A 20,063-nucleotide genomic window follows, 5' to 3' on the forward strand; every position below is an offset into this window, starting at 1 on the left:
GTATCTGTGATTTAACTTTCATACAACCAAACACGCAACAGAGACAGCAACTGATCGATATCTACAGGTTTTGTGATATAATCTGATGCGCCCGCTTCAATACACTTGTCACGGTCACCAATCATCGATTTTGCCGTTACAGCAATGATTGGAAGTCTTCTGAACTTCGGCATTTTTCTGATTTCCTGAATGGTTTCGTAGCCATCCATATTCGGCATCATCATATCCATCAAAACTACGTCTACATCAGGATGTTCTTTGATTTGCTCTAAAGCCTGAACGCCATCCATTGCCAAAACAACTTCCACTTTATATTTCTCTAAAGCTTTCGTTAATGAGAATATATTGCGGACATCATCATCGGTAATCAGTATTTTTTTACCGCTCAAAACTTCTGTTAATGAACCTAAAGTTTTATTTCTGATAGTTTCTACTGAGCTGTTTTTTTCTTCAACCAAATGTAAAAACAAACCGACTTCATCTAGAATTCTCTGATAAGAATGTGCTGTTTTAACAACAATAGAATCAGCATATTGCTTGATTTGTAATTCTTCAGAAGTTGATAAATTTCGTTCTGTGAAAATAATGATTGGCAGATTTTCTAAACCTTCATAGCTTTTAATCGACTCAATAATTTTGTAAGCGTTTCTCCTGTTTGCTCCAATATCAAGGATTACACAGTCCACTCCATCTTTGTTGAAAGCTCTTACACTGTCTTCCACATTATCTTCTACCGACAACGAAATATCAAAATTGCTCAGGAAATAAGAAAGAGCACTTGCATGCTTGGCATTTTCTTCAACAATTAGAACTTTCTGCGGTGATTTTTTAAGGGCATCTTCAATTTTTTTGAAAACATCTGTCATCTGTTCCATCGCAACAGGTTTATTAATGAAATCAATTGCTCCTTTCATCAAACTTTCCTTCTTCACATGAAGGGACGACATCATGTGTACAGGAATTGGTTTTGTCTGAGAATTAGATTTCAACTCGTCCATTACCTTCCAGCCATCTTTTACAGGAAGCTGAACGTCTAATAAAATTGCTGCAGGACGGTATTGCATCGCTGCAGATAACGCTAGATCGCCTCTCACAACCACAACACCTTTGTAATTTTGCATTCTGGCAAACTTTAGTAATGCGATGGCAAAATTGGTATCGTCTTCAACGATCAATATTACCTTATCACCTTCTGAAATGTTATTTCGGTCATCATCAACATCTTCTGGAATTTCCAAGTGCTTGAATACCGTTTCAATTTCATTTTCCTGATAATCAATAATCTGCTTGATTTCTTCAACATCTTCTAAAATGACATCCACTAAATTCTGATCTGAATTTCCAGTTGAAGCAATCTGATTTCCTTTCAGACTTTCGCTTATTGGAATGATCAAACTGAACTCGCTTCCTTCGTTGACTTTACTTTTTAAATCTAAATAACCGCCTAGCAATTTGGCAATTTCACGGCTGATAGATAATCCTAAACCGGTTCCTCCAAATTTACGTTGTGTAGATCCGTCAGCTTGTTGGAACGCTTCAAAAATAATTTTCTGCTTGTCTTCCGGGATTCCGATTCCTGTGTCTTTTACAGAGAAAATAATGAAATCTTTATTTTTAGGATCTTTTTTAATGTTTAAATTTACGCTTCCTTCTTTTGTAAATTTCAAAGCGTTCGATAGAAGATTTCTCAAAACCTGATCCAAACGCAGACGATCTGTTTCTAAGGTCTTAGCTAAATCATCTTCAATGTTGATATTAAATTCAATTCCTTTTTCTTTAACCAAAGGATTCATTAAATTTTTCAAATCTTTTACGACTTCATCAATCACAACATCCTGATATTCCAAAGACATTTTCCCAGATTCTATCTTAGCTAAATCTAAAATTTCGTCAATCAAAGTCAGTAAACTGCTTCCTGAACTTTGAATCACTTTTGCGGATTCAATCTGATCTTCATTTAGGTTTTCATCAGGATTTTCAGCCATCAAACGTGACAAAAGAAGAATTGAATTTAAAGGCGTTCGAAGTTCATGCGACATATTTGCAAGGAACTCAGACTTATACTGCGTACTTAAAGCTAATTCCTCAGCTTTTCTCTGAATTTCAATATTTCTTTCAGCAATCAGCTGATTTTTTTCTTCCAGTAATTTTGAGCGCTCTTCTAGTTCGGTATTGGTTTGCATCAGTTCTTCCTGCTGCACTTTCAGTTCTTCTTCTGAAGCCTGTAATTTTTGAGTCTGTGCTTCGAGTTCTGTATTCAGATTTTCCAGTTCTGAATGTTGAACCTGCAATTCTTCCGACTGAGCCTGAGTTTCCTCCAATAAACGCTGTTCTTTCTCACGACTTTTTGCAGATCGTAAAGCCATGGCGATATTTCTGGAACTTTCTACAAAATAATCGATTTTGTACTGATCAAAGTTTTCATTTGAACTTACTTCCAAAACTCCAATCGTCAAACGGTCAGACATTACGGGAACCAATAAAATAGCATTGATTTTCACTTTACTGCTTGCAAAAGTGACTGCAAAATCATTTTCATTTAAATCATTGAATGCTTTCGGTTTTTTCTGTGCAAAAACCTGCCCTACCATTCCTTCCCCAGACTCGAAGATCTGCTTCATACTGTTTTCTAAACCGAACGAGCTGCTCAACTTCAATTTTCCATCATCCATCAGATAAATAGCACCGTTGATACAGTTTCCATAATCGATCAATTGGCTGAGAGCGTCATTAGTAACCTGCTTCACCGATTTATTTCCGACCAAAGATTCATTTAACAAAGCCAAGCCTTTCTGCCTCCAATCGCTTTTATTTATTTTATCAAAAGATATTTTCAGAGAATCAGTCATATGATTTAATGAATCTACTAGATCACCCAAATCTCCGTCGTATTCATCTTCCACTCTTTGGTTGTAATCACCGTTAGAAACTCTGTTCGCAACTTGTTGAATAACATTTACTCGTTTTGAAATTTCAATATCTTTCGCCTTTAATTCTTTTTCTAGTTTATCTCTACGAATCAAATCATTACGCAATTTAACATAGAAAAAGATTGTTACGATCATTGCTGCCAAAGATGAAAAAACAATAAACAGAACAGTTGTGTTGGATGATCTGTCAAGATCTTTATTTTTTTTCTCAAGTCCGTTTTCCTCGAACTGTACAAAGTCCTGAACGAGAGCTCGGCATTTATCCATGTACAATTTGCTCATTTCAATCTGCTCCTGCGTCATCGCAATCCCTTTTCTTCTGTTCTCAACAAAAAGCTTAAGGTTCTTGATATTCCCATCAACATTTTTCTCCAAATCTTTAAGACGAGCCAACTGAGAAGTCTCTGTGATATCCAGCGATTTTGCCTTTTCTATCGACTGAGAATATGCTTCTAAGCTTCGGTTGTAAGGATCAAGAAAACTTTCTTTTCCGGTCAGCTGATAGCCACGGTTTCCGGTTTCAGCATCTAAAAGTGCGATTAGAACGTCTTTCACAGCGGTAACTGATCTTCTGCTTTTAGAAACGCTTTCGCGGTGCTGCATCTGATTTTGGATGCTTAAGTATGATGCGACCGAACTCGCAATTAAAATTAATAGAGAAAATCCAATTCCGAACTGGAGGTTTCTTATCACTTTTTTCGGCATAAAATTAATTTAAAGGTAATGTGAAATAAAATGTAGAACCTTCTTCTACTTTACTCGAAAGACCGATGGTTCCGTGGTGCTGCTTGATGATTTCAGAACAAATGTACAAACCGATGCCCATTCCCTGAAACTGCACTGATGATTCTTCAACACGATAAAATTTCCGGAAAACTGCATCCTGCTTAAACTCCGGAATCCCAATTCCGAAATCGGTGACGCTTACTTTCACTTCGTCGTCATCTACAAACGTTGTAACGATCACCTGATTGTTTTCCGGGGAATATTTGATAGCGTTGGTTAAAAAATTAATTAAAACCTGCTCGATACGGATGGCATCAAAGGGAATAAGTTGATTAATTTTTCCGATGTGGCGGTCAATTTTCACATTCGGATTATCGTTGGTCTGTAGAATCGTATCAATCGTATTATTGATCAGTTTTTCTAAATCTGCAGGTTTTTTATTGATTTTAAGCTTACCATTTTCGATTTTAGAAACATCTAACAAATCAGTAATCAAGGTGTTTAGCTTTTCTATCTGATCTAAAGCTTTAGTTACGAAAACTCCTTCACTATTTTCTGTATTGCGTTTCAGTTTACGATCCAGCAACTGCATATATGCCTTAATACTGGTCAAAGGAGTTTTCAGTTCATGGCTGGCAATACTCAGGAATTCATCCTTTTCTTTTTCCACCTTTTTCTGGTCTTCAATATCGGTGAACGTTCCGACCCAGTTTTTTAATTTTTCATTCTGATAAACAGGCGACATTCTTAGCAAATGATATCTGTAATCGTCGGTATTTCTATTTTTAATTCTTACTTCTAACTCGAGCGCCATTCCTTTTTTTCTGCAACGCTGAAACTCTTCTTCAATATTCAGATCATCAACATGGGTTTCGGGAAAATGCTGGTCAGATTCAGAATATTCAAACCATTTTCTGTTGACGAAGTTGACGATACCATCCTCATTTAAAGTAAATGCAATTTGCGGTAAAGCTTCCAGCATAAGTTGAAAGTGATCAATTTCAGACTTCATAGAAACCTGTGCTTCTCTTCTTCCCTTTACCTCCAATTCCAGGCTTTGCTGAGCTTTCTTCATCGCAAGATTATTCTCCTGAAGATTGTAGAAAGTTTTTACTTTTAACATCAGAATATCCGGATCGATGGGTTTTGTCACATAATCTATCCCTCCCGACTTGTACCCTTTGGTAATAAATCTTTTGTCAGTATTGACGGCAGATAAAAATATAATAGGAATTTCTTTGGTTTTGCTGTATCCGGCAAAAGTTTCGGCGACTTCAAAACCGTCCATTCCTGGCATCTGAACATCCAAAATAATCAATGCATAATTATTTTTCAATGCCTTACCCAAGGCCTCTTCTCCTGAACTTGCGGTATCAACCTGAAAGTCTTTAGACTCTAATAATTTTTTTAGCGAAAAAATATTGTTTTGGTTATCATCAACAATTAAAATCATAAGACATAAAATAATCTGGTAAACAGGTTACACTTTTATTAAGCTACCAAAAATACTTACAAATTTTTAAAAAACACAGGATTATTTTAGGAATATTTACGTCGTAAATACTAAAATAGGAAAACTAACAATATATAATATTTTACTGATAAAGTATTAATACTATGCATTCTCAATAGTTTCAATACCACAAGAACTAAATTAAATTCGTAATTCACCTTTTAAATTATCAATCGTTAAAATAAAACTATGCTTGAAAGGTTTTGTAATAATAAATTTGGCACAGTTTGTTCTATGTTCTCGCTAAAAAAAATTGAAATCATGACTTACCAAGAAGCCGTTCAGCACAAAAAAGAATCTTTAGAAAATGCAGATGAATCTCTGCTAAAATTATATCACATCGTCATCACTCCTGCAAACACTGACGAAAGTTTCAAACATATTGAAGATTTTTCAAAAGATCCTGAAGCCTTCGATGATGAAAGCTGTAAAAAATATTGCACGGATAACGAGTATCAGGTGGTGAGTTTTAAGAAAGAGGACAATAATTAAATCTTTCCGGATTTCATTTTATTGATTACCGGATTTGCATACATCGCTAAAAAACCCTCTTTTAAAACATTGTCTGAAATATCAATTCTCATTTCGAGCCTTCTTTCAAATAATTGTTTTTCTTTATCGGAGTAGTTCTGAGAAAACTGATGGGTTTGATGAAGCAAATCATAAGCGATAAAATTCGTTGGCCAAAGCTGATAGTTTTGAATAATAGAATCATCAATCACCTGCGCAATGGCTTGTAATTGTCGGTTTTTATGGTCGTATTGAGCTGCAATTTCATCATATTCTGACTCTAAAACTTTTCCTGCATGAAGGTGGATACGTTTTTTCTGACCCAATACTCCACTCATCATGGTATTGAAATCCTCATCTTTGGCTTTTACATAAATTTCATCTTTATGCTTTGCTAAAAGTTGGGGCATTTTCAAAACATCCGTTGGATCATATTCATAAGAGATCGATAACGGAACAATTTTAATCTTTTTGAAAAATTCTGCGAGTGAAATTCCTTCGGATGCCATCGCAAGCATTTTTAGAATACCTTGCTGCGTTGAGTCATTTCCGTCTTTGGTACGACCTTCACGCTGGGCAATCCAAACTGAACGATTTTCCACACATAAAAGTTGATAAATATATTCAGACATCAGCTTTGAACTTTTCAATTGTTCACGAAGCGGCAATCCTCTTTGTACTAAGAAATTTCGGTTGAGTTTCGCTAATTTGTGGAGAAACGTTTGTTGAACCAGATTATCTCCAATGGCTGAAGCGGTCATCACATGACCATTTTCTAATAAAATCAAATTCAGCAATGAGGTATCTAAAATAATATCTCTGTGATTAGACACAAAAAGGTAAGCAGTATTTTTATCTAATTGATCAAATCCCGAATGAGTCAACTCTTGCGAACTCGTTTCTAAAATTTTTCGAATGGTATGCGAGATAAAATTCTTCTGAAAATCGCGTATTGAATGTGTTTCTTTCAAATTTTCTGACCAAATTTTTTCATCAGTTTCAGGAAATGTGAAATTCATCAGCGCTTTCATCATGGGATGGCGGACTATACTTTTCACTGCTTCATTGACTTCGCAGTCATCAAAAGATCTGATATTATCAAACTTCGACATGGAATTTCTAAGGTTTAAAAACAATTTGCAAAAGAACAAAAAATTATTGACGTGTCCTTGCTAAGTTCAAATGACATTTGTATGTAACGAATACCTTTCTATTTTTTGAAAAAATTAAAAACATCAAAGGCATTTTTTCCAACTCAAGTATTTTAATTAAATTAGATTTCCAGAAAGTGAATTCGTATTTGTTTTATGAATGTCTAAAAAAACCAAATGAATTTAAAAAGTGAGTCAGCAAACAGCCAATTTTTACAATAAATTTTCAGTTTTCTACCCTTTGGTAGATATTTTTTTAAAACCACAAAAACGAAAACTGTTCCATGAAATCAATACTCTTCCGTTTGGGAAATTGCTTGAAATAGGCGTTGGAAACGGCGCTCATCTTCCTCTTTACAAGACTCATGGGATCACAGGCATCGACACCTCATTGAATATGCTTGAAATTGCCAAAAAACATAATCCAAGCAATATCAATCTGCTACAGATGAACGGAGAAACCCTTCTATTTCAAGATGAAAGCTTTGATTACATCGTATTATCACACACAATCGCTGTCGTAGACAATCCTGAGAAATTACTGGAAGAAAGCTACAGAGTTTTAAAACCAAACGGAAAAATATTCATTCTCAATCATTTTACTCCTAAAAACTGGCTGAGATTGGTCGATTACTCTTTTCATTTTTTCTCTAAAATATTTCACTTTAAATCTGTTTTTCATGCTGAAGAATTGAAAACTTTAGAAAAGTACAGATTAGAGAAAGAGGTTAATTTTGGTACTTTTTCATATTTTAAACTTCTAATTTACTGCAAGTCGTGAAAAAGAAATATTTTTTAATCATTGTATCTTTAGCGATCAGCTTGTTCATCTATCTATTTTACCGAACGGAAAAAACGGTGGTTACTGATCTTTTTATTTCGTTAATTTCATTGGATAGATACTTTGGGCTGAAAGAATGTATCATTAGTAATTTAACACTGAACGAACACATCATCAACTCGTTGCCTGAAGGTTTATGGGTTTTCTGCATCACCTTAACATCTAAAAATTTATTCTTGAAAATCGGAAATAGAGAAATTAATCTCCTTTTTTTGCCGTTAATATTTTCAATAGGTTTAGAATTTTTTCAGCTGTTCAAATTGACTAACGGACGGTTTGATTTTTGGGATATTGGTTTCTCCGTTGCTTTTTGGGCGATTGCAAATTATCTTGTGAAGCATGAAAACTCGAGACAAAATATATTTAAACCATTGAATACAAACAGTTTCATTTGTATTTTGAGTTATCTCATTGTTTATTTAGCTCATGTTTGGTAATAAATAAAAGTATACATAAGTAATTTGAAATTTTCGAGTACAAAGCAGATGGATTTTATTAGGCAAAATGAAATTGCTAATTTTGTGGTTTGGGATGAGATTTTATAGTTCAATTTTTAGCTGTCATTGTAATAATTATCATCTAGTACATAGTATTTTAAACTAAAAAAATCTAAACACACAATGTCAATAACAAACGAATCAGAATTAATCGGAATGCAGAAGGCCAGTCATGCTGTTGCATTTACTTTAAAACAGATGATTGAATACGCTCAACCGGGTATGACAACCAAAGACCTGGACGAATATGGAGCAAAAATTTTATCGGATCTGGGAGCAAAATCTGCCCCTTTTTTAACTTACGGATTCCCAGGACACACCTGCATCAGTGTTGATAATGAGTTTTGTCACGGCGTTCCCTCAGAGAAGAAAATTTTGAAGGAAGGAGATTTAATTAATATTGATGTGTCCGCAGAACTCGATGGTTATTGGTCAGACAACGGCGCTTCATTTGTCGTTGGTGAAGATATTCATCAACATCAGAAATTGGTAGATGCTTCCAAAGAAATTTTGAAAAAAGCGATCAGTAACATCAAAGGCGGTGTGAAAATTTCTGAAATAGGACATTTGATGGAAACCGAGGCTAAAAAAAGAGGTTACAGAGTGATTAGAAATCTGGGTGGGCACGGCATCGGAAGAAGTTTGCACGAGCAACCAGAAGAACTGATGAATTATAAAACCGTTTTGACCAAAGACGATTCAAGAAGAATTCTGTAGTGGCTATTGAAACCTTTATTTCGACAGACTCATCGTATGCAACAGAACTGAACGACGGCTGGACAATGGTTGGTGACAAGGGCGGATATATGGCGCAACACGAGCACACCATCATGATCACCGACGGAAAACCTATTATTCTTACACAAGAAAATGAAATATTTAATTAAGATTAATCTTTTATTTGAATTAAATTTTCACTAAATTTTATTTACTTTTAAAAAATTATAATCCATAAATTGTTTTAATAACGATATTTACGTGATTTGGAATACGTTTTGTTTAGCTAACAAATCTGAACTAATCACTGATGGAAAAAAACAAGCCTAACCAGAAAAGTAACCGCAAAAAATGGCTGATAAGAATTGCGGTCGTAATCGTTATAATTTTTGCGGTATTCCCTTTTGCACTGAACTTTTTTTTACAAAGAAAGCTTCCAGATTTAATCAATAAAAAAACACCGTACCAACTTCAATTGAAAAACTTCGATTTGAGCTTGGTTTCGGGTGATTTTTCGGCAACTGATCTGAAAATTTCTACAAAAAATCCGAATGATAAGAAAATTACACAGATACAAGGAACGATAAAAAAATTGAAATTCATGATTTCAGTATCTGGAAAGCTTTGTTCAATAAATCGTATCATGCCGACCAGTTTCTGCTGTCGGATTCCGATGTGAAAATTAAATTGGCTCCAAAGACAGATAAAGAAAAAAAGTCTACAAAAAAACAGATTTGCATATCAATAACATCGTGTTTAGCAATGTTTTCGCTGATATTACGAATGCTGATGGGAAACCCGTCTTCATGGGGAAAAACATCAATATCAAACTAAAAGATATTGAGCAAAACGATAATGATTCAAAAATTCCTTTAGCCTTCAAAGAATTTAAAATTGATGCCAAGGAAGTTCATATTGGTGTCAACGAATTCTATCAAATCAATGCAGATCAGATATTTGCGGCTAATAAAACGTTAGATTTAAGAAAATTTCATCTTCAGCCCATTCAGAAGCCTGAGAATTACAATGCCAAAAATATCTTTGATTTTTCTTCTGAGCGTCTTTTGGCAACAGATTTTAATATCAGCAAAGATTCTCTGATTGTTTCAGATATTACTTTTACCCATCCTGATTTGAAAGTGACATCAACAGGAAAGAACATTGTAGAAAAAGATAAGAATCCAAAAGAAGTTGAAATGAAAATCGGATTGAAAAACATTGATTTTCAAAAGGGTAAAATAGCTGTACTGCAGGCTAATAAAGATAAAACGGCTTCGGTTGACAACTTTAATTTTAAACTGACCAATATTGTTTTTGATAAAAATACGGTGAAAGAAAAAATTCCGTTCAGATTTACCAATCACGATATCGAAGCAGACAATATTTATTTTAAAGCCAACAATCTTCAGGCATTAAAAATTAAGAAAATTTCTTCCCGTAATTCAAATATTATCGTTGAAAAATTCCAGATGATTGCGTTGGGAAAAAGTGCTCATAAAGATTTATTTAATGTGACTACAGATGAAATAAAAATCATCAACAATAAAACCAAATATATCGGTCAGAAACTGAATATTCAGTTTGACGGTTTGGAAGTTAAAACTCCAGACATTAAAGTAATCTCTGCTACTCAAAAATCGAAGCCGAAAAAAGGAAAATCTGAAACTCCTGAATTCAATGCAAAACTTGGTTTCATTAAAATTTCAAATGGTAAAATTTCACAAAGCAGTTTGGGTAAAGAAAAATTAGCTGTTGGTAAATTTGATATTCAGCTGAATAATATTGTTTCAAACAATGAGCAGCTGAAAAAGATTTGCCAATCAATTTCTCAAGTCATTTAATAACTGCTCAGAAAGTATTTTTGGATGCTGGAAAATACTACACATTAAAAATAGGTGATGTGAAAAATTCCGGAAAACAGACGGAGATTAAAGATTTAAAATATCTTCCAAAATATTCGAGAGCAGGTTTCAGTAAAGTGATTGCGAAAGAAAGTGATCTGTATACGATTACAGTGAAAAAAATCGGAATTACAGATTTTAATTCAAAATTATTTAAAAATCAACAAATTGACATCAGCAAGGTTGATATTGATGGTCTGGACTGTAATATTTATCATGATCTCGCACCACCCGATGATACCGAAGCGAGATATCTCTTCAGCAAAAAACTGCGTGGAATGAAAATGCCGATGTTTGTAAAAAATGTTGCCATCAAAAATTCTAGTTTGGAATATGAAGAGAATGCTGAGAACAGTAATATTCCAGGGAAATTAACTTTCGACAAATTTGGAATTAATATCACGAATGTTAACAACGGAAAGATAAAAGGCAGACCAACCGTAATTAACGCTGACGCTCGATTCGCTTTTTACGGAAAAGCAGATACTCAGGTAAATTGGAAATTTGATGTAATGAATCTGGAGGATAAATTTACCATCAACGGAAAAATCCTGAAGCTTTCTGCAGAAAATGTAAATCTATTTGTACGACCGTATCTGAACGTGACTTTAGATGGAAATATTGATTACCTAAAATTTGATTATTACGGAACCAATGCAGGTATTGCAGGAAATTTCTACTTTAAGTACAATGAAATGTATGTGAATTTTCTGAATAAAAAAGGCAACGAAAGAAAGCTTCTCTCAAAAGTTGCCAACTGGTTTGTGAAAAACGAATCTACAGGTGAACCTGACCACGTAGTGATTGAGAAAAAGCGAGAATCCGACAGAAGTTTTTTCAGTATGCTTTGGCAGGGAATTATGGAAGGATTGAAAAAATATCTAATTTAAATTATATAAAACCTATCTTAGTTTGAATTAAGATAGGTTTTTATTGTTTGCATTACTCCAAAGTTATTGTTGCATAAAGCCTCAAACTTCGCTGCCTCTTTTACCGACGGATGTGCATTTTCCATGGCGTAAGAGTACTCTGCTTTTTTCAACATTTCGATATCATTCATGTAATCTCCGAAAACCATGGTCTGTTGCGGAGTTATATTTAATGTTTTCTGAAGTTTTTCAAGCGCATTTCCTTTGTTGATATCTTTATTCATAATATCTAGCCAAAATTTGCCTGAAACAACAACCTCAAGATTGTATTTTTCGAATTGTTTTAGTGTAGGATATAAGTGTTCTTCGGAACCTTCGGGATGATAAATCGCGATTTTAAAAATGCTGTCATCAACACCTTTCGTAAGATCCTGAACGTACTGATTTCCTGTATAGAATTGAGCAATATAATCAATAAAATCTTGATTCGTTGATTCGTAATAAGCTCTCTTTTTACCGGAAACTACCACAGTAGCTCCTTCAATTCCTCTTATGGTTGTGATAATTTCCTCAACGTATTGTTCTTCCAGCTTATCAGCAAACAATTCTTCATTTTTATAAATCATGTAGCCGCCATTCTCAGCGATGAAAGCCATTTCATTTTCTTTGTCTCCGAAATATTTGGTAATTCCCAACATCTGCCTTCCGCTTGCGGGAACGAAAAGAATATTTCTTTTTTAAGTTCTTCATAGATTTCCGGAAATTCCGGACTTACTTCATGTTTTGAATTGAGAAAAGTCCCATCCATATCTGTCACGATCATTTTAATATCCTTCATAAATCATTTATTTTCTTTGCAGAAACATTCTTTAAATATCAAATATAGTGGATAATAGCTGAAATATTGCCCATCAAAGGAAATGATAACATTATTTTAACAATAAAACAGTTTGAATTTATTTGATAAGTTTATTGTTGTTCTTCTTATATATTTTAGTATCAAACTTATAATATCTTGCGGCTCGATGTGTAACATTCGCTTCAGTTTCTTCTAAAGGAATGATGTAGCTGAACATTGATAGTTTAATACATTTATAAAAACAATGATAATCGTCGGATGAAATTTAATATTACCAATATAAAGTTCACTTGATTTAAGGATTTATTTATAAATTTTTCCTAAATATTTTTTATTGAAACTATTAATTAAAAATAAAAAATCATTGCCTGAATATCCTGAAAAGCCGTTTTAAAGAATTTTTACGTAAGAATTTATAAATCATGACAGCACAAGTTTGCTAATTGAACGAAACGAATCTATCTTTGAAATAAGAAAAATGACAAGAGAAATACACCAATCAAATAATTACTTATAAATAGACACCACACCATTTCACTTTATATTAACAAAGGCAAAACTTCACTGTTTTGCCTTTTGTTTTTTTTCTCCGATTTTACATTATCAAGATCATTCTATGATTTGAAAATATTTTTATAAATTTTTATTATCTCTGTGATATGTTGGCTTTGTTTTTGCCAAGCAACGGTATATGAAAACAATATTTATCGTAGAAGATGAGACAGGCATCAGAGATGCATTACAGTTGCTCCTGTCATTCGAAAATTATGACGTAAGATCTTTCTCAACTGTGGAAGCATTCAACAACAGAGACCCATCTGTAGTTCCCGATATCTTTATTTTGGATGTTATGCTGCCGGATGGTTTAGGTACAGATTTGTGCAATCAGCTTAAAGAAGTACCTGAAACCTCAAATATCCCGGTAATGATTATCAGCGCACACGCTAAAGCTGAGAATGTAACTCAGTCTTGCCAAGCAGATGAATTTATCCCAAAACCTTTCGATATTGATGATGTTCTTGTGAAAATAGAAAAACTGACAACTCAATAGGTTATTATTTTTACTTTATAAATAATCTCAAAACAAATAAAAGCTCCAAAATTTAATGACTTTGGAGCTTTTATTTAAATCATCCTAATTAATTTCGAGATATTAATTTTTTTATCAATCAAATTTAATAATCGTTTGTAAAACAAATTAACGACGAAAAGAATCATGATGCAATTTTAGAATCATTATTTTTGCTGAAAAATATCTGGGAATGAAGAATGCCTTAAGCTGGATTTTGATTTTACTCATTGGTTTTTTCTGTTTAAATAACTGCCTGCAAACCAATGTTTACAAGGAGATATCTCATGACCAATCTTTCATTGATAAAATCAGAAAGCTCTATTCATCAGGTGACTCTTCAAAATGGCCAAAACCTATACTTGATGAGATGGCAATACCTCATTTTTCTGATATAGGACATTTACCTAAAGTGGAATTCCCGAAAGATAATGCCTACTCGATTGATAAAGTAGTATTGGGCAAAACCCTTTTTTTTGATCCAAGATTATCAGCTTCTAATCAAATTGCCTGCGCTTCATGCCACGACCCTGAATTAGGCTGGACAGATAACAGAACCCTATCCTTTGGGCACGACCGCCAATTGGGCACCCGAAATGCAATGACCATAATGAACATAGCTTTTGCAAAATCTCTCTTTTGGGACGGCAGAGCTGAAAGCATAGAAAAGCAATCCCACATCCCTATCGAAGATTTAAGAGAAATGAATCAGCATATTGACATTGCCACAGGGAAGATTGCGAAAATAAAAGGGTATGAAGTACTTTTGAAAAAGCATTCGGGAGTAAAGAGGTTACTAAAGACAAGATAGGAAAAGCAATTGCAACTTTTGAGAGAACATTGATAAGTCCTCAAAGTAAGTTTGATCAATTTATTGATGGGCAGGCTGCTCTTTTTTCTGATGACGAGGTGATGGGGCTGCACCTTTTTCGTACCAAGGCACAATGCATGAACTGTCACAGCTCAGGATATTTTTCGAACAATCAATTTGAAAATGACGGAACTTCTTTATTAGGTTCAAAACAGGAAGATTTAGGAAAATATTTAGTCACTAAAGATCCGAATGATGCAGGTAAATTCAGAGTACCCACATTAAGAGAGGTGACTCGTACAGGTCCGTGGATGCACAACGGATCACTTACTTCTTTGCAAGAGGTTCTTAATTTTTACAGCAAAGGAAATTCTGAAATATCTCAGAAAAAATCAACCGTTCACGAAGGAATTACTTTAACATCGCAAAAATCTGAAATGCTGAAGTTTTTAGATTTGAACGAAAAAGAAATTACTCAATTAGAAGCTTTTTTGGGAACATTAAGTACTAAAACCCAAAGATTGACCCCGCCGGAACTTCCAAAATAAAATTTTCAGACTCATTGAATTTCAATGTATTTATTTAAAATTCATTAAAAAAAACGGACAGTAAATTTTACCATCCGTTATCATTTTCATTGTGTTATTTACCTCCTCCACTATTTTTCTCAACATCGGTTTTTGTATTTTCTTTCACTTTTTGATTTCCAAATCTTTTCACAAAGGAAAGTGAGAAACCGTACCAGTCAGATTGGGTAGAATTTCTAAAAGTTCCGATTTGGTTAAAGCTGGTAGAATCAAAATTGGGTCTGCTGAAGATATTAACCAATTGCAAGCTAACTTCCATTTGTGTTTTAGGGAAGATTTTTGTTGCCGAAATATTATGAAAAACATTGGTTCTGTTTGCAAAGGAATTTCCGTTGTTTTGGTTTGAAACTTCTACCCATGCACTTAGATTGATATTTTTATTAAATAAATTGGTATAAGAAACATTGGTTGATCCTGCCCAATAGCTCAGATAATCTCTAGCTTCATTAAGCCCGTTTCTTGAATTAAAATCACTGTTATCGAGATAATTCCATCCAAAGCCAAGGTTTACATTCAATTTATTTTTAAAGAATGTCTGATTCGTATTGGCATACACATAATATTTATGCACTTTACCGCTGAAATTGGTTTCCTGTGAAATAATTTTATCACCTTCGGTCAGATATGCCGTCCAATAATCCTGATTGGTATACATATATCTTGCAGAAAGAAAGTATTTCTTTAAGAATCCGAACTTCATGTATAATCTGTCGCTGGGATTAGGATTTAAATCTATGTTTCCACGGGTGTAAAATCCGTCATTCGTCGGCTGCATAAACGGATTAAATTCCGAATACCATGGTCGCCAAAGATTTCTGTTATAAGTCAAGCTTAAATCATATTTGTCGGAAAAAGAATATTTAACCAAAATATTGGGCAAGAAAGCACCATAAGAGTCTTTTCTCGAAGTTCCTGCGACATCCTGACGCATTTTGTAATCGATATGCTCATATCGGATACCAAATCTGGTTTCTAATTTCTTAAAGAATGTTTTAGAGTAATTTGCATACACTGAATTGATATTATCCTCATAATGGAAAACGTCTCTTTTGCTGAGACCATCTAACTGATTCCCAAACAAATCATTGGGTATCACATTATTATTAAAATCTATCTTACCTCCTACTTCAAGATTACCACCTTCTTTACCTAAAGGCTGTGTGTAGTCAATTTTAGCATAATAGTTTCTGTTTTCAACATCAGACAGAACTCCTATTTCATTAACAGAGGAAGGTTTTTCACTAAATATTGTATTTTTGAGGAAATAACTATTATCAGATTCTCCGTCATAATTAGCACCAAAATTAATATCTAAAATCCTATTCTTCTCTTTGTCATAATATTTATAAAAAAAGTTGGTTCCGACGTTACGATTGAGTGATGAAGAATTTTGAACCTGGTCATAAGATTGATCAAAGACACCATTCACAGTTCTTATCGCATCCGCTTCAGATGAGTTATTTCTTTTCCCCTGATACAATTCCAGGATTACTCCCATTGTATTTTTGTCGTTCATTTCAAATTCTGACGTAGATGACAGTGAAGGATTTTTCCCTTTATAGACGCTATTTGTAGAACCATCTGTTACGATATTATTTTCATAAATAGTGTTCAGGAAAGAGTTTTTCTGCACAAAAGTGTTATCACTATAACTTCCAATAAGGGTTTGTGTAAATTTTTTCTTATGATAGTTTAAATTAAAATTGGTGTACTGAGAATTTTGAGTATTCTGTCTGTTATTAAAGGTTATACTGCCCTTCATCCCTTCGTCATCACGCTTTTTCAAAACAATATTGACCACAGAACCTGTTGCTTCATATCTTGAAGACGGACTTGTAATTACCTCAATTTTCATAAGGTTATCTGCAGGAATAGTCTGTAGATATTCTTTCAACTCTTTTCCGGTAAAAACAGATTTTCTGTCGTTGATGTAAACGGTTACAGATTCGCCTTCGGCTTTTAAAGCATCATTATTATCAACACTCAGCAATGGGGTCATCCGTAACACATCCCAAGTGGTGTTTCCTGCAAGAATAGAACTGTTGGCAACATTAAAAACAGTACGGTCTACTTTTGATTCTACGGTAGGTTTTTTATAGGTTAACGTAACAGCTTCAATTTCTTTCTCTTTCGACTGTACAGTATCTTTTGTTGTTTGTGCGAAAGCTAAAGTTCCCGCTAATAAAATAATTGGTGCTAATATAGTTTTCATTAAAAACTGAGTTTTTTTCAATTATAAGACACCGTAAAGGGAAATTTTGTTACATCAGGTATGTGTTAAATTTAGTTAAGATGGTTTTATTATAGCTAACTCGCTTATACTCAATTGTAAATTATTATTTTTAAAAATATTTTTTCTCAGAATAGGATTCCGTTACAAATACGAAAACACCAGATTATCAAGACCTATTCCAAAAACCAGATTTCAAAACGGCTTCCTTGCTCTAAAGGTTTATAATTTAAATAACCTTTGTGCGCTTCGATAATACTCTTGCTTAAGGTAAGCCCGATTCCCGAACCGCTTGATCTTGTAGTGAAAAAAGGAAGGAAAATTTTATCTTTTATTTCGTTAGAAACTCCTACTCCATTATCTTCTACGCTCAGAATTGTTCTTTTATTAATAATCTTGATTTCTGTTTTTATAATTTTTTCAGAGGAGTCAACAACGGCATAGATAGCATTTAAATAAAGGTTGATCAGACATCTTTCAATCATTTTTTGATCAGCATAGATGGTTTGATTTTCTAATGAATTGATGATGGTAATATGGTTTTTCTCAAACTCTGGCTTTAGAAAACTGAGTGCAGATTCTACAATACTGGTCAGAGAAATCATTTTAAAAACCGGTTTCGGAAGTTCAGCGACTTGTCGGTAATCGTCCACAAAATTCAGCAATTGTTTTGATTTTGAATTGATGATGGTTAAACTTTCCTTCATCTCCTGCTGATCCTCTTTCTCTACAACATCTTGATTGGCAATATATTCTAAGTTTTGAATTAAGCTATTGACAGGTGTTAAAGTATTGAGAAGTTCGTGCGAAATCACCTTCATTAGATTGTTCCAGGCCAATTTTTCTTTTTGTTCAATAATCTTCTGCACAGATTCCAAACTGATGATGCAGAAACGATTTTTGACGTTCTGAACTTTCTTGGTACGAAGAGAAAAAGATTGCTTTACATTTTCATTGATCGAAATATCAAAAAACTCCTGTGAATTTTCATAATGAGTTTCGTCTATAATTTTATAAAATTCCGGCGACTTAGATTCATATAATTCCCAGGAATTATATTTCGGGATTTGCAATATTTCAAGAAAAACCGGGTTTACATAAAATACTTCCCAATGATTATTTTTCTCAGAAAGAATCATTAACCCAATTTCCAATTGATTCAAAATTTCTTCGTACAAAAGTTTATACGAAGACAGCGAGAGATGCTCTTCTTTGCTTTGATAGTAGAGTCTTACAGCATTATCAACCAAACTATTACCTTCTGCAATAGGGAAAAGAGAAAAGTCTTTTTTCTGAATAGCCAGCATTATTTTTTCACTTTTTTGAATGAAAGATAAAGCGGAGACTTGCGCCAGAATAACACATCCAATACTTATTGTGGTAAACAAACCGAAATTGATCAACTTATTTTTCGAATAAAAATCAAAGGCGAAAATTCCACTGACAATCGCCAGAAGAATAAATAAAAGCCAGATAAATTTTTGCTTGTTCATTTATAACTCAAATTTTTCCATTCTCCTATAAAGTGCCGCACGCGACAATCCCAAATCTTCCGCTGCGAGAGAAATATTTCCTCTATGTTTCTTCAACGCTTTTTTTATAAGAATTCCTTCCATTTCTTCGATGTTGAGATTGATGATCGTTTTCTCTGACTCTTCATCTTGAGGCATCAGCAATTTCAGGTTTTTCTCATTAGAAAGAATCACACTTCTCTCGATACAATGGTCGAGTTCACGGATGTTTCCCGGCCATGAATAAGTTGTCAATTCGTTAATCAAAGATTCATTCAAATCTAAATCGGGTTTGTGATACTTCTGTTTGTACTTTTCAAGGAAATAATTCGCTAAAGTAGGAATATCTTCCAAACGTTCTCTCAGACTTGGTATTTGAAGCTCTACAGTATTGATTCTATAATAAAGGTCTTTTCTGAAACGACTTTCTGCAACTGCTTTTTTAAGGTTTTCATTAGTTGCAAAAATAAATCTGACATCCAAATTTCGTTCCTTATTTTCTCCGATTCTCGTTAGTTTTCGGTTTTGAATTAAACTTAATAATTTGGTTTGAAGATGAAGCGGGAGATTACCAATTTCATCCAAAAACACCGTTCCGTTCTGCGCATTTTCAATCTTCCCTGAATAATCCTGATTGGCATCGGTAAAAGCGCCTTTTTTGTAACCAAATAATTCTGCTTCAAAAAGATTCTCAGAAAGACTTCCCAAATCGATGTGAACAAAAGGTTGATTTTTACGTTCAGATAATTCGTGGATATGTTCTGCCAAAACATACTTACCCGTTCCGTTTTCTCCTAAAAGTAAAACATTAGCATCGGTCGGCGCAACTTTCGTGATTTGTCCCATCACTTCCTGCATTGCAAAAGACTGCGTGTCTAACTGATATTGATTGGTTTTTATGCTGACATTTTCCCACTGATTGAGTTTTTTATTTTTTCTTGAAATATCTACTGCAAGATTCACAGAAGCGTATAATTTTTCGTTATTCCAAGGTTTCAAAATAAAATCGGAAGCACCGTTTTTCAGAGCTTCAACAGCCAATTCCACTTCGCCGTACGCAGTCATCAAAATGATTGGAAGCTGGGGTTCCAAAGTTTTGATTTCCTGCATCCAATACAATCCGTCTTGTCCGTTTTCAAAACCTTTCCGGAAATTCATATCCAAAAGTACGGTGTCAACTTGTTGTTCAGACAAAAACTTCAGAATATTTTTCGGCTGACTGAGACAAGTGACTTCGGTAAAAAATTTCTTGAGCCAGACTCTTGCCGAAAACAAAATATCTTCGTCATCATCAACAATTAAAATATGTGCTTCTTTTTTTCGCATTTCAGTAAGTATAAA

At 33.9% G+C, this 20,063-nt stretch carries 14 protein-coding genes and 3 pseudogenes; 10 read left to right on the plus strand and 7 right to left on the minus strand.

The window, feature by feature from the left end; all coding sequences use genetic code 11:
- Window positions 1-11: 11 nt before the first annotated feature.
- Window positions 12-3,635 (minus strand): response regulator, encoded by a 3,624-nt coding sequence (locus tag EAG08_RS00295; protein ID WP_129533733.1) that lies wholly within the window; start codon window positions 3,633-3,635, stop codon window positions 12-14.
- A gap of 4 nt (window positions 3,636-3,639) precedes the next feature.
- On the minus strand, window positions 3,640-5,109 hold the full coding sequence (locus EAG08_RS00300; RefSeq protein ID WP_129533734.1) for an ATP-binding protein: 1,470 nt from the start codon (window positions 5,107-5,109) through the stop codon (window positions 3,640-3,642).
- Window positions 5,110-5,430: 321 nt separating this feature from the next.
- Between EAG08_RS00300 and EAG08_RS00305 the strand changes: the two genes are divergently transcribed.
- Entirely contained in the window at window positions 5,431-5,661 is a 231-nt protein-coding gene (locus EAG08_RS00305) for a hypothetical protein (protein ID WP_129533735.1), read from the plus strand.
- On the opposite strand, the gene EAG08_RS00310 is transcribed toward EAG08_RS00305, so the two are convergent.
- Window positions 5,658-6,791, minus strand: coding sequence for a 1-acyl-sn-glycerol-3-phosphate acyltransferase (locus tag EAG08_RS00310; protein WP_129533736.1), 1,134 nt, complete (start codon window positions 6,789-6,791; stop codon window positions 5,658-5,660). The genes EAG08_RS00305 and EAG08_RS00310 overlap by 4 nt on opposite strands.
- 229 nt (window positions 6,792-7,020) lie before the next feature.
- Between EAG08_RS00310 and EAG08_RS00315 the strand changes: the two genes are divergently transcribed.
- From EAG08_RS00315 to EAG08_RS00340, 6 genes and pseudogenes are all read left to right on the plus strand, one after another.
- Entirely contained in the window at window positions 7,021-7,611 is a 591-nt protein-coding gene (locus tag EAG08_RS00315) for a class I SAM-dependent methyltransferase (protein WP_129533737.1), read from the plus strand.
- The gene (locus EAG08_RS00320; RefSeq protein WP_129533738.1) at window positions 7,608-8,108 is read left to right on the plus strand and encodes a hypothetical protein; all 501 of its coding nucleotides are present in this window, start codon (window positions 7,608-7,610) and stop codon (window positions 8,106-8,108) included. Before EAG08_RS00315 ends, EAG08_RS00320 begins: the two co-directional genes overlap by 4 nt.
- Before the next feature lie 183 nt (window positions 8,109-8,291).
- Window positions 8,292-9,055 (plus strand): annotated as a pseudogene (gene map, locus EAG08_RS00325) (type I methionyl aminopeptidase).
- Between the two features lie 140 nt (window positions 9,056-9,195).
- Complete coding sequence (locus EAG08_RS00330) at window positions 9,196-9,564, plus strand: hypothetical protein (protein WP_129533739.1); 369 nt, start codon at window positions 9,196-9,198, stop codon at window positions 9,562-9,564.
- Between the two features lie 55 nt (window positions 9,565-9,619).
- Complete coding sequence (locus EAG08_RS00335; protein ID WP_129533740.1) at window positions 9,620-10,726, plus strand: hypothetical protein; 1,107 nt, start codon at window positions 9,620-9,622, stop codon at window positions 10,724-10,726.
- On the plus strand, window positions 10,699-11,676 hold the full coding sequence (locus EAG08_RS00340; protein WP_129533741.1) for a hypothetical protein: 978 nt from the start codon (window positions 10,699-10,701) through the stop codon (window positions 11,674-11,676). Before EAG08_RS00335 ends, EAG08_RS00340 begins: the two co-directional genes overlap by 28 nt.
- 17 nt (window positions 11,677-11,693) lie before the next feature.
- Here the strand turns inward: EAG08_RS00340 and EAG08_RS00345 are convergent.
- Window positions 11,694-12,493, minus strand: a pseudogene (locus tag EAG08_RS00345) (Cof-type HAD-IIB family hydrolase).
- Window positions 12,494-13,205: 712 nt separating this feature from the next.
- Between EAG08_RS00345 and EAG08_RS00355 the strand changes: the two are divergent.
- From EAG08_RS00355 to EAG08_RS22520, 3 genes and pseudogenes are all read left to right on the plus strand, one after another.
- Window positions 13,206-13,565 (plus strand): response regulator, encoded by a 360-nt coding sequence (locus EAG08_RS00355; RefSeq protein ID WP_129533742.1) that lies wholly within the window; start codon window positions 13,206-13,208, stop codon window positions 13,563-13,565.
- A 388-nt stretch (window positions 13,566-13,953) separates the two neighbouring features.
- Window positions 13,954-14,411: pseudogene (locus EAG08_RS22515) on the plus strand (cytochrome-c peroxidase); the annotation flags it as partial.
- 12 nt (window positions 14,412-14,423) lie between these two features.
- Complete coding sequence (locus tag EAG08_RS22520) at window positions 14,424-14,942, plus strand: cytochrome-c peroxidase (protein WP_262696865.1); 519 nt, start codon at window positions 14,424-14,426, stop codon at window positions 14,940-14,942.
- A gap of 94 nt (window positions 14,943-15,036) precedes the next feature.
- Here the strand turns inward: EAG08_RS22520 and EAG08_RS00365 are convergent, their stop codons facing one another.
- The 3 genes from EAG08_RS00365 to EAG08_RS00375 form a co-directional block, all read right to left on the minus strand.
- Entirely contained in the window at window positions 15,037-17,193 is a 2,157-nt protein-coding gene (locus EAG08_RS00365) for an outer membrane beta-barrel protein (RefSeq protein WP_129533743.1), read from the minus strand.
- Between the two features lie 194 nt (window positions 17,194-17,387).
- Window positions 17,388-18,704 (minus strand): sensor histidine kinase, encoded by a 1,317-nt coding sequence (locus EAG08_RS00370; protein ID WP_129533744.1) that lies wholly within the window; start codon window positions 18,702-18,704, stop codon window positions 17,388-17,390.
- Entirely contained in the window at window positions 18,705-20,048 is a 1,344-nt protein-coding gene (locus EAG08_RS00375) for a sigma-54-dependent transcriptional regulator (RefSeq protein WP_129533745.1), read from the minus strand.
- Window positions 20,049-20,063: the final 15 nt, after the last annotated feature.

It is taken from the genome of Chryseobacterium sp. 3008163 (assembly GCF_003669035.1).
Classification (GTDB): domain Bacteria; phylum Bacteroidota; class Bacteroidia; order Flavobacteriales; family Weeksellaceae; genus Chryseobacterium.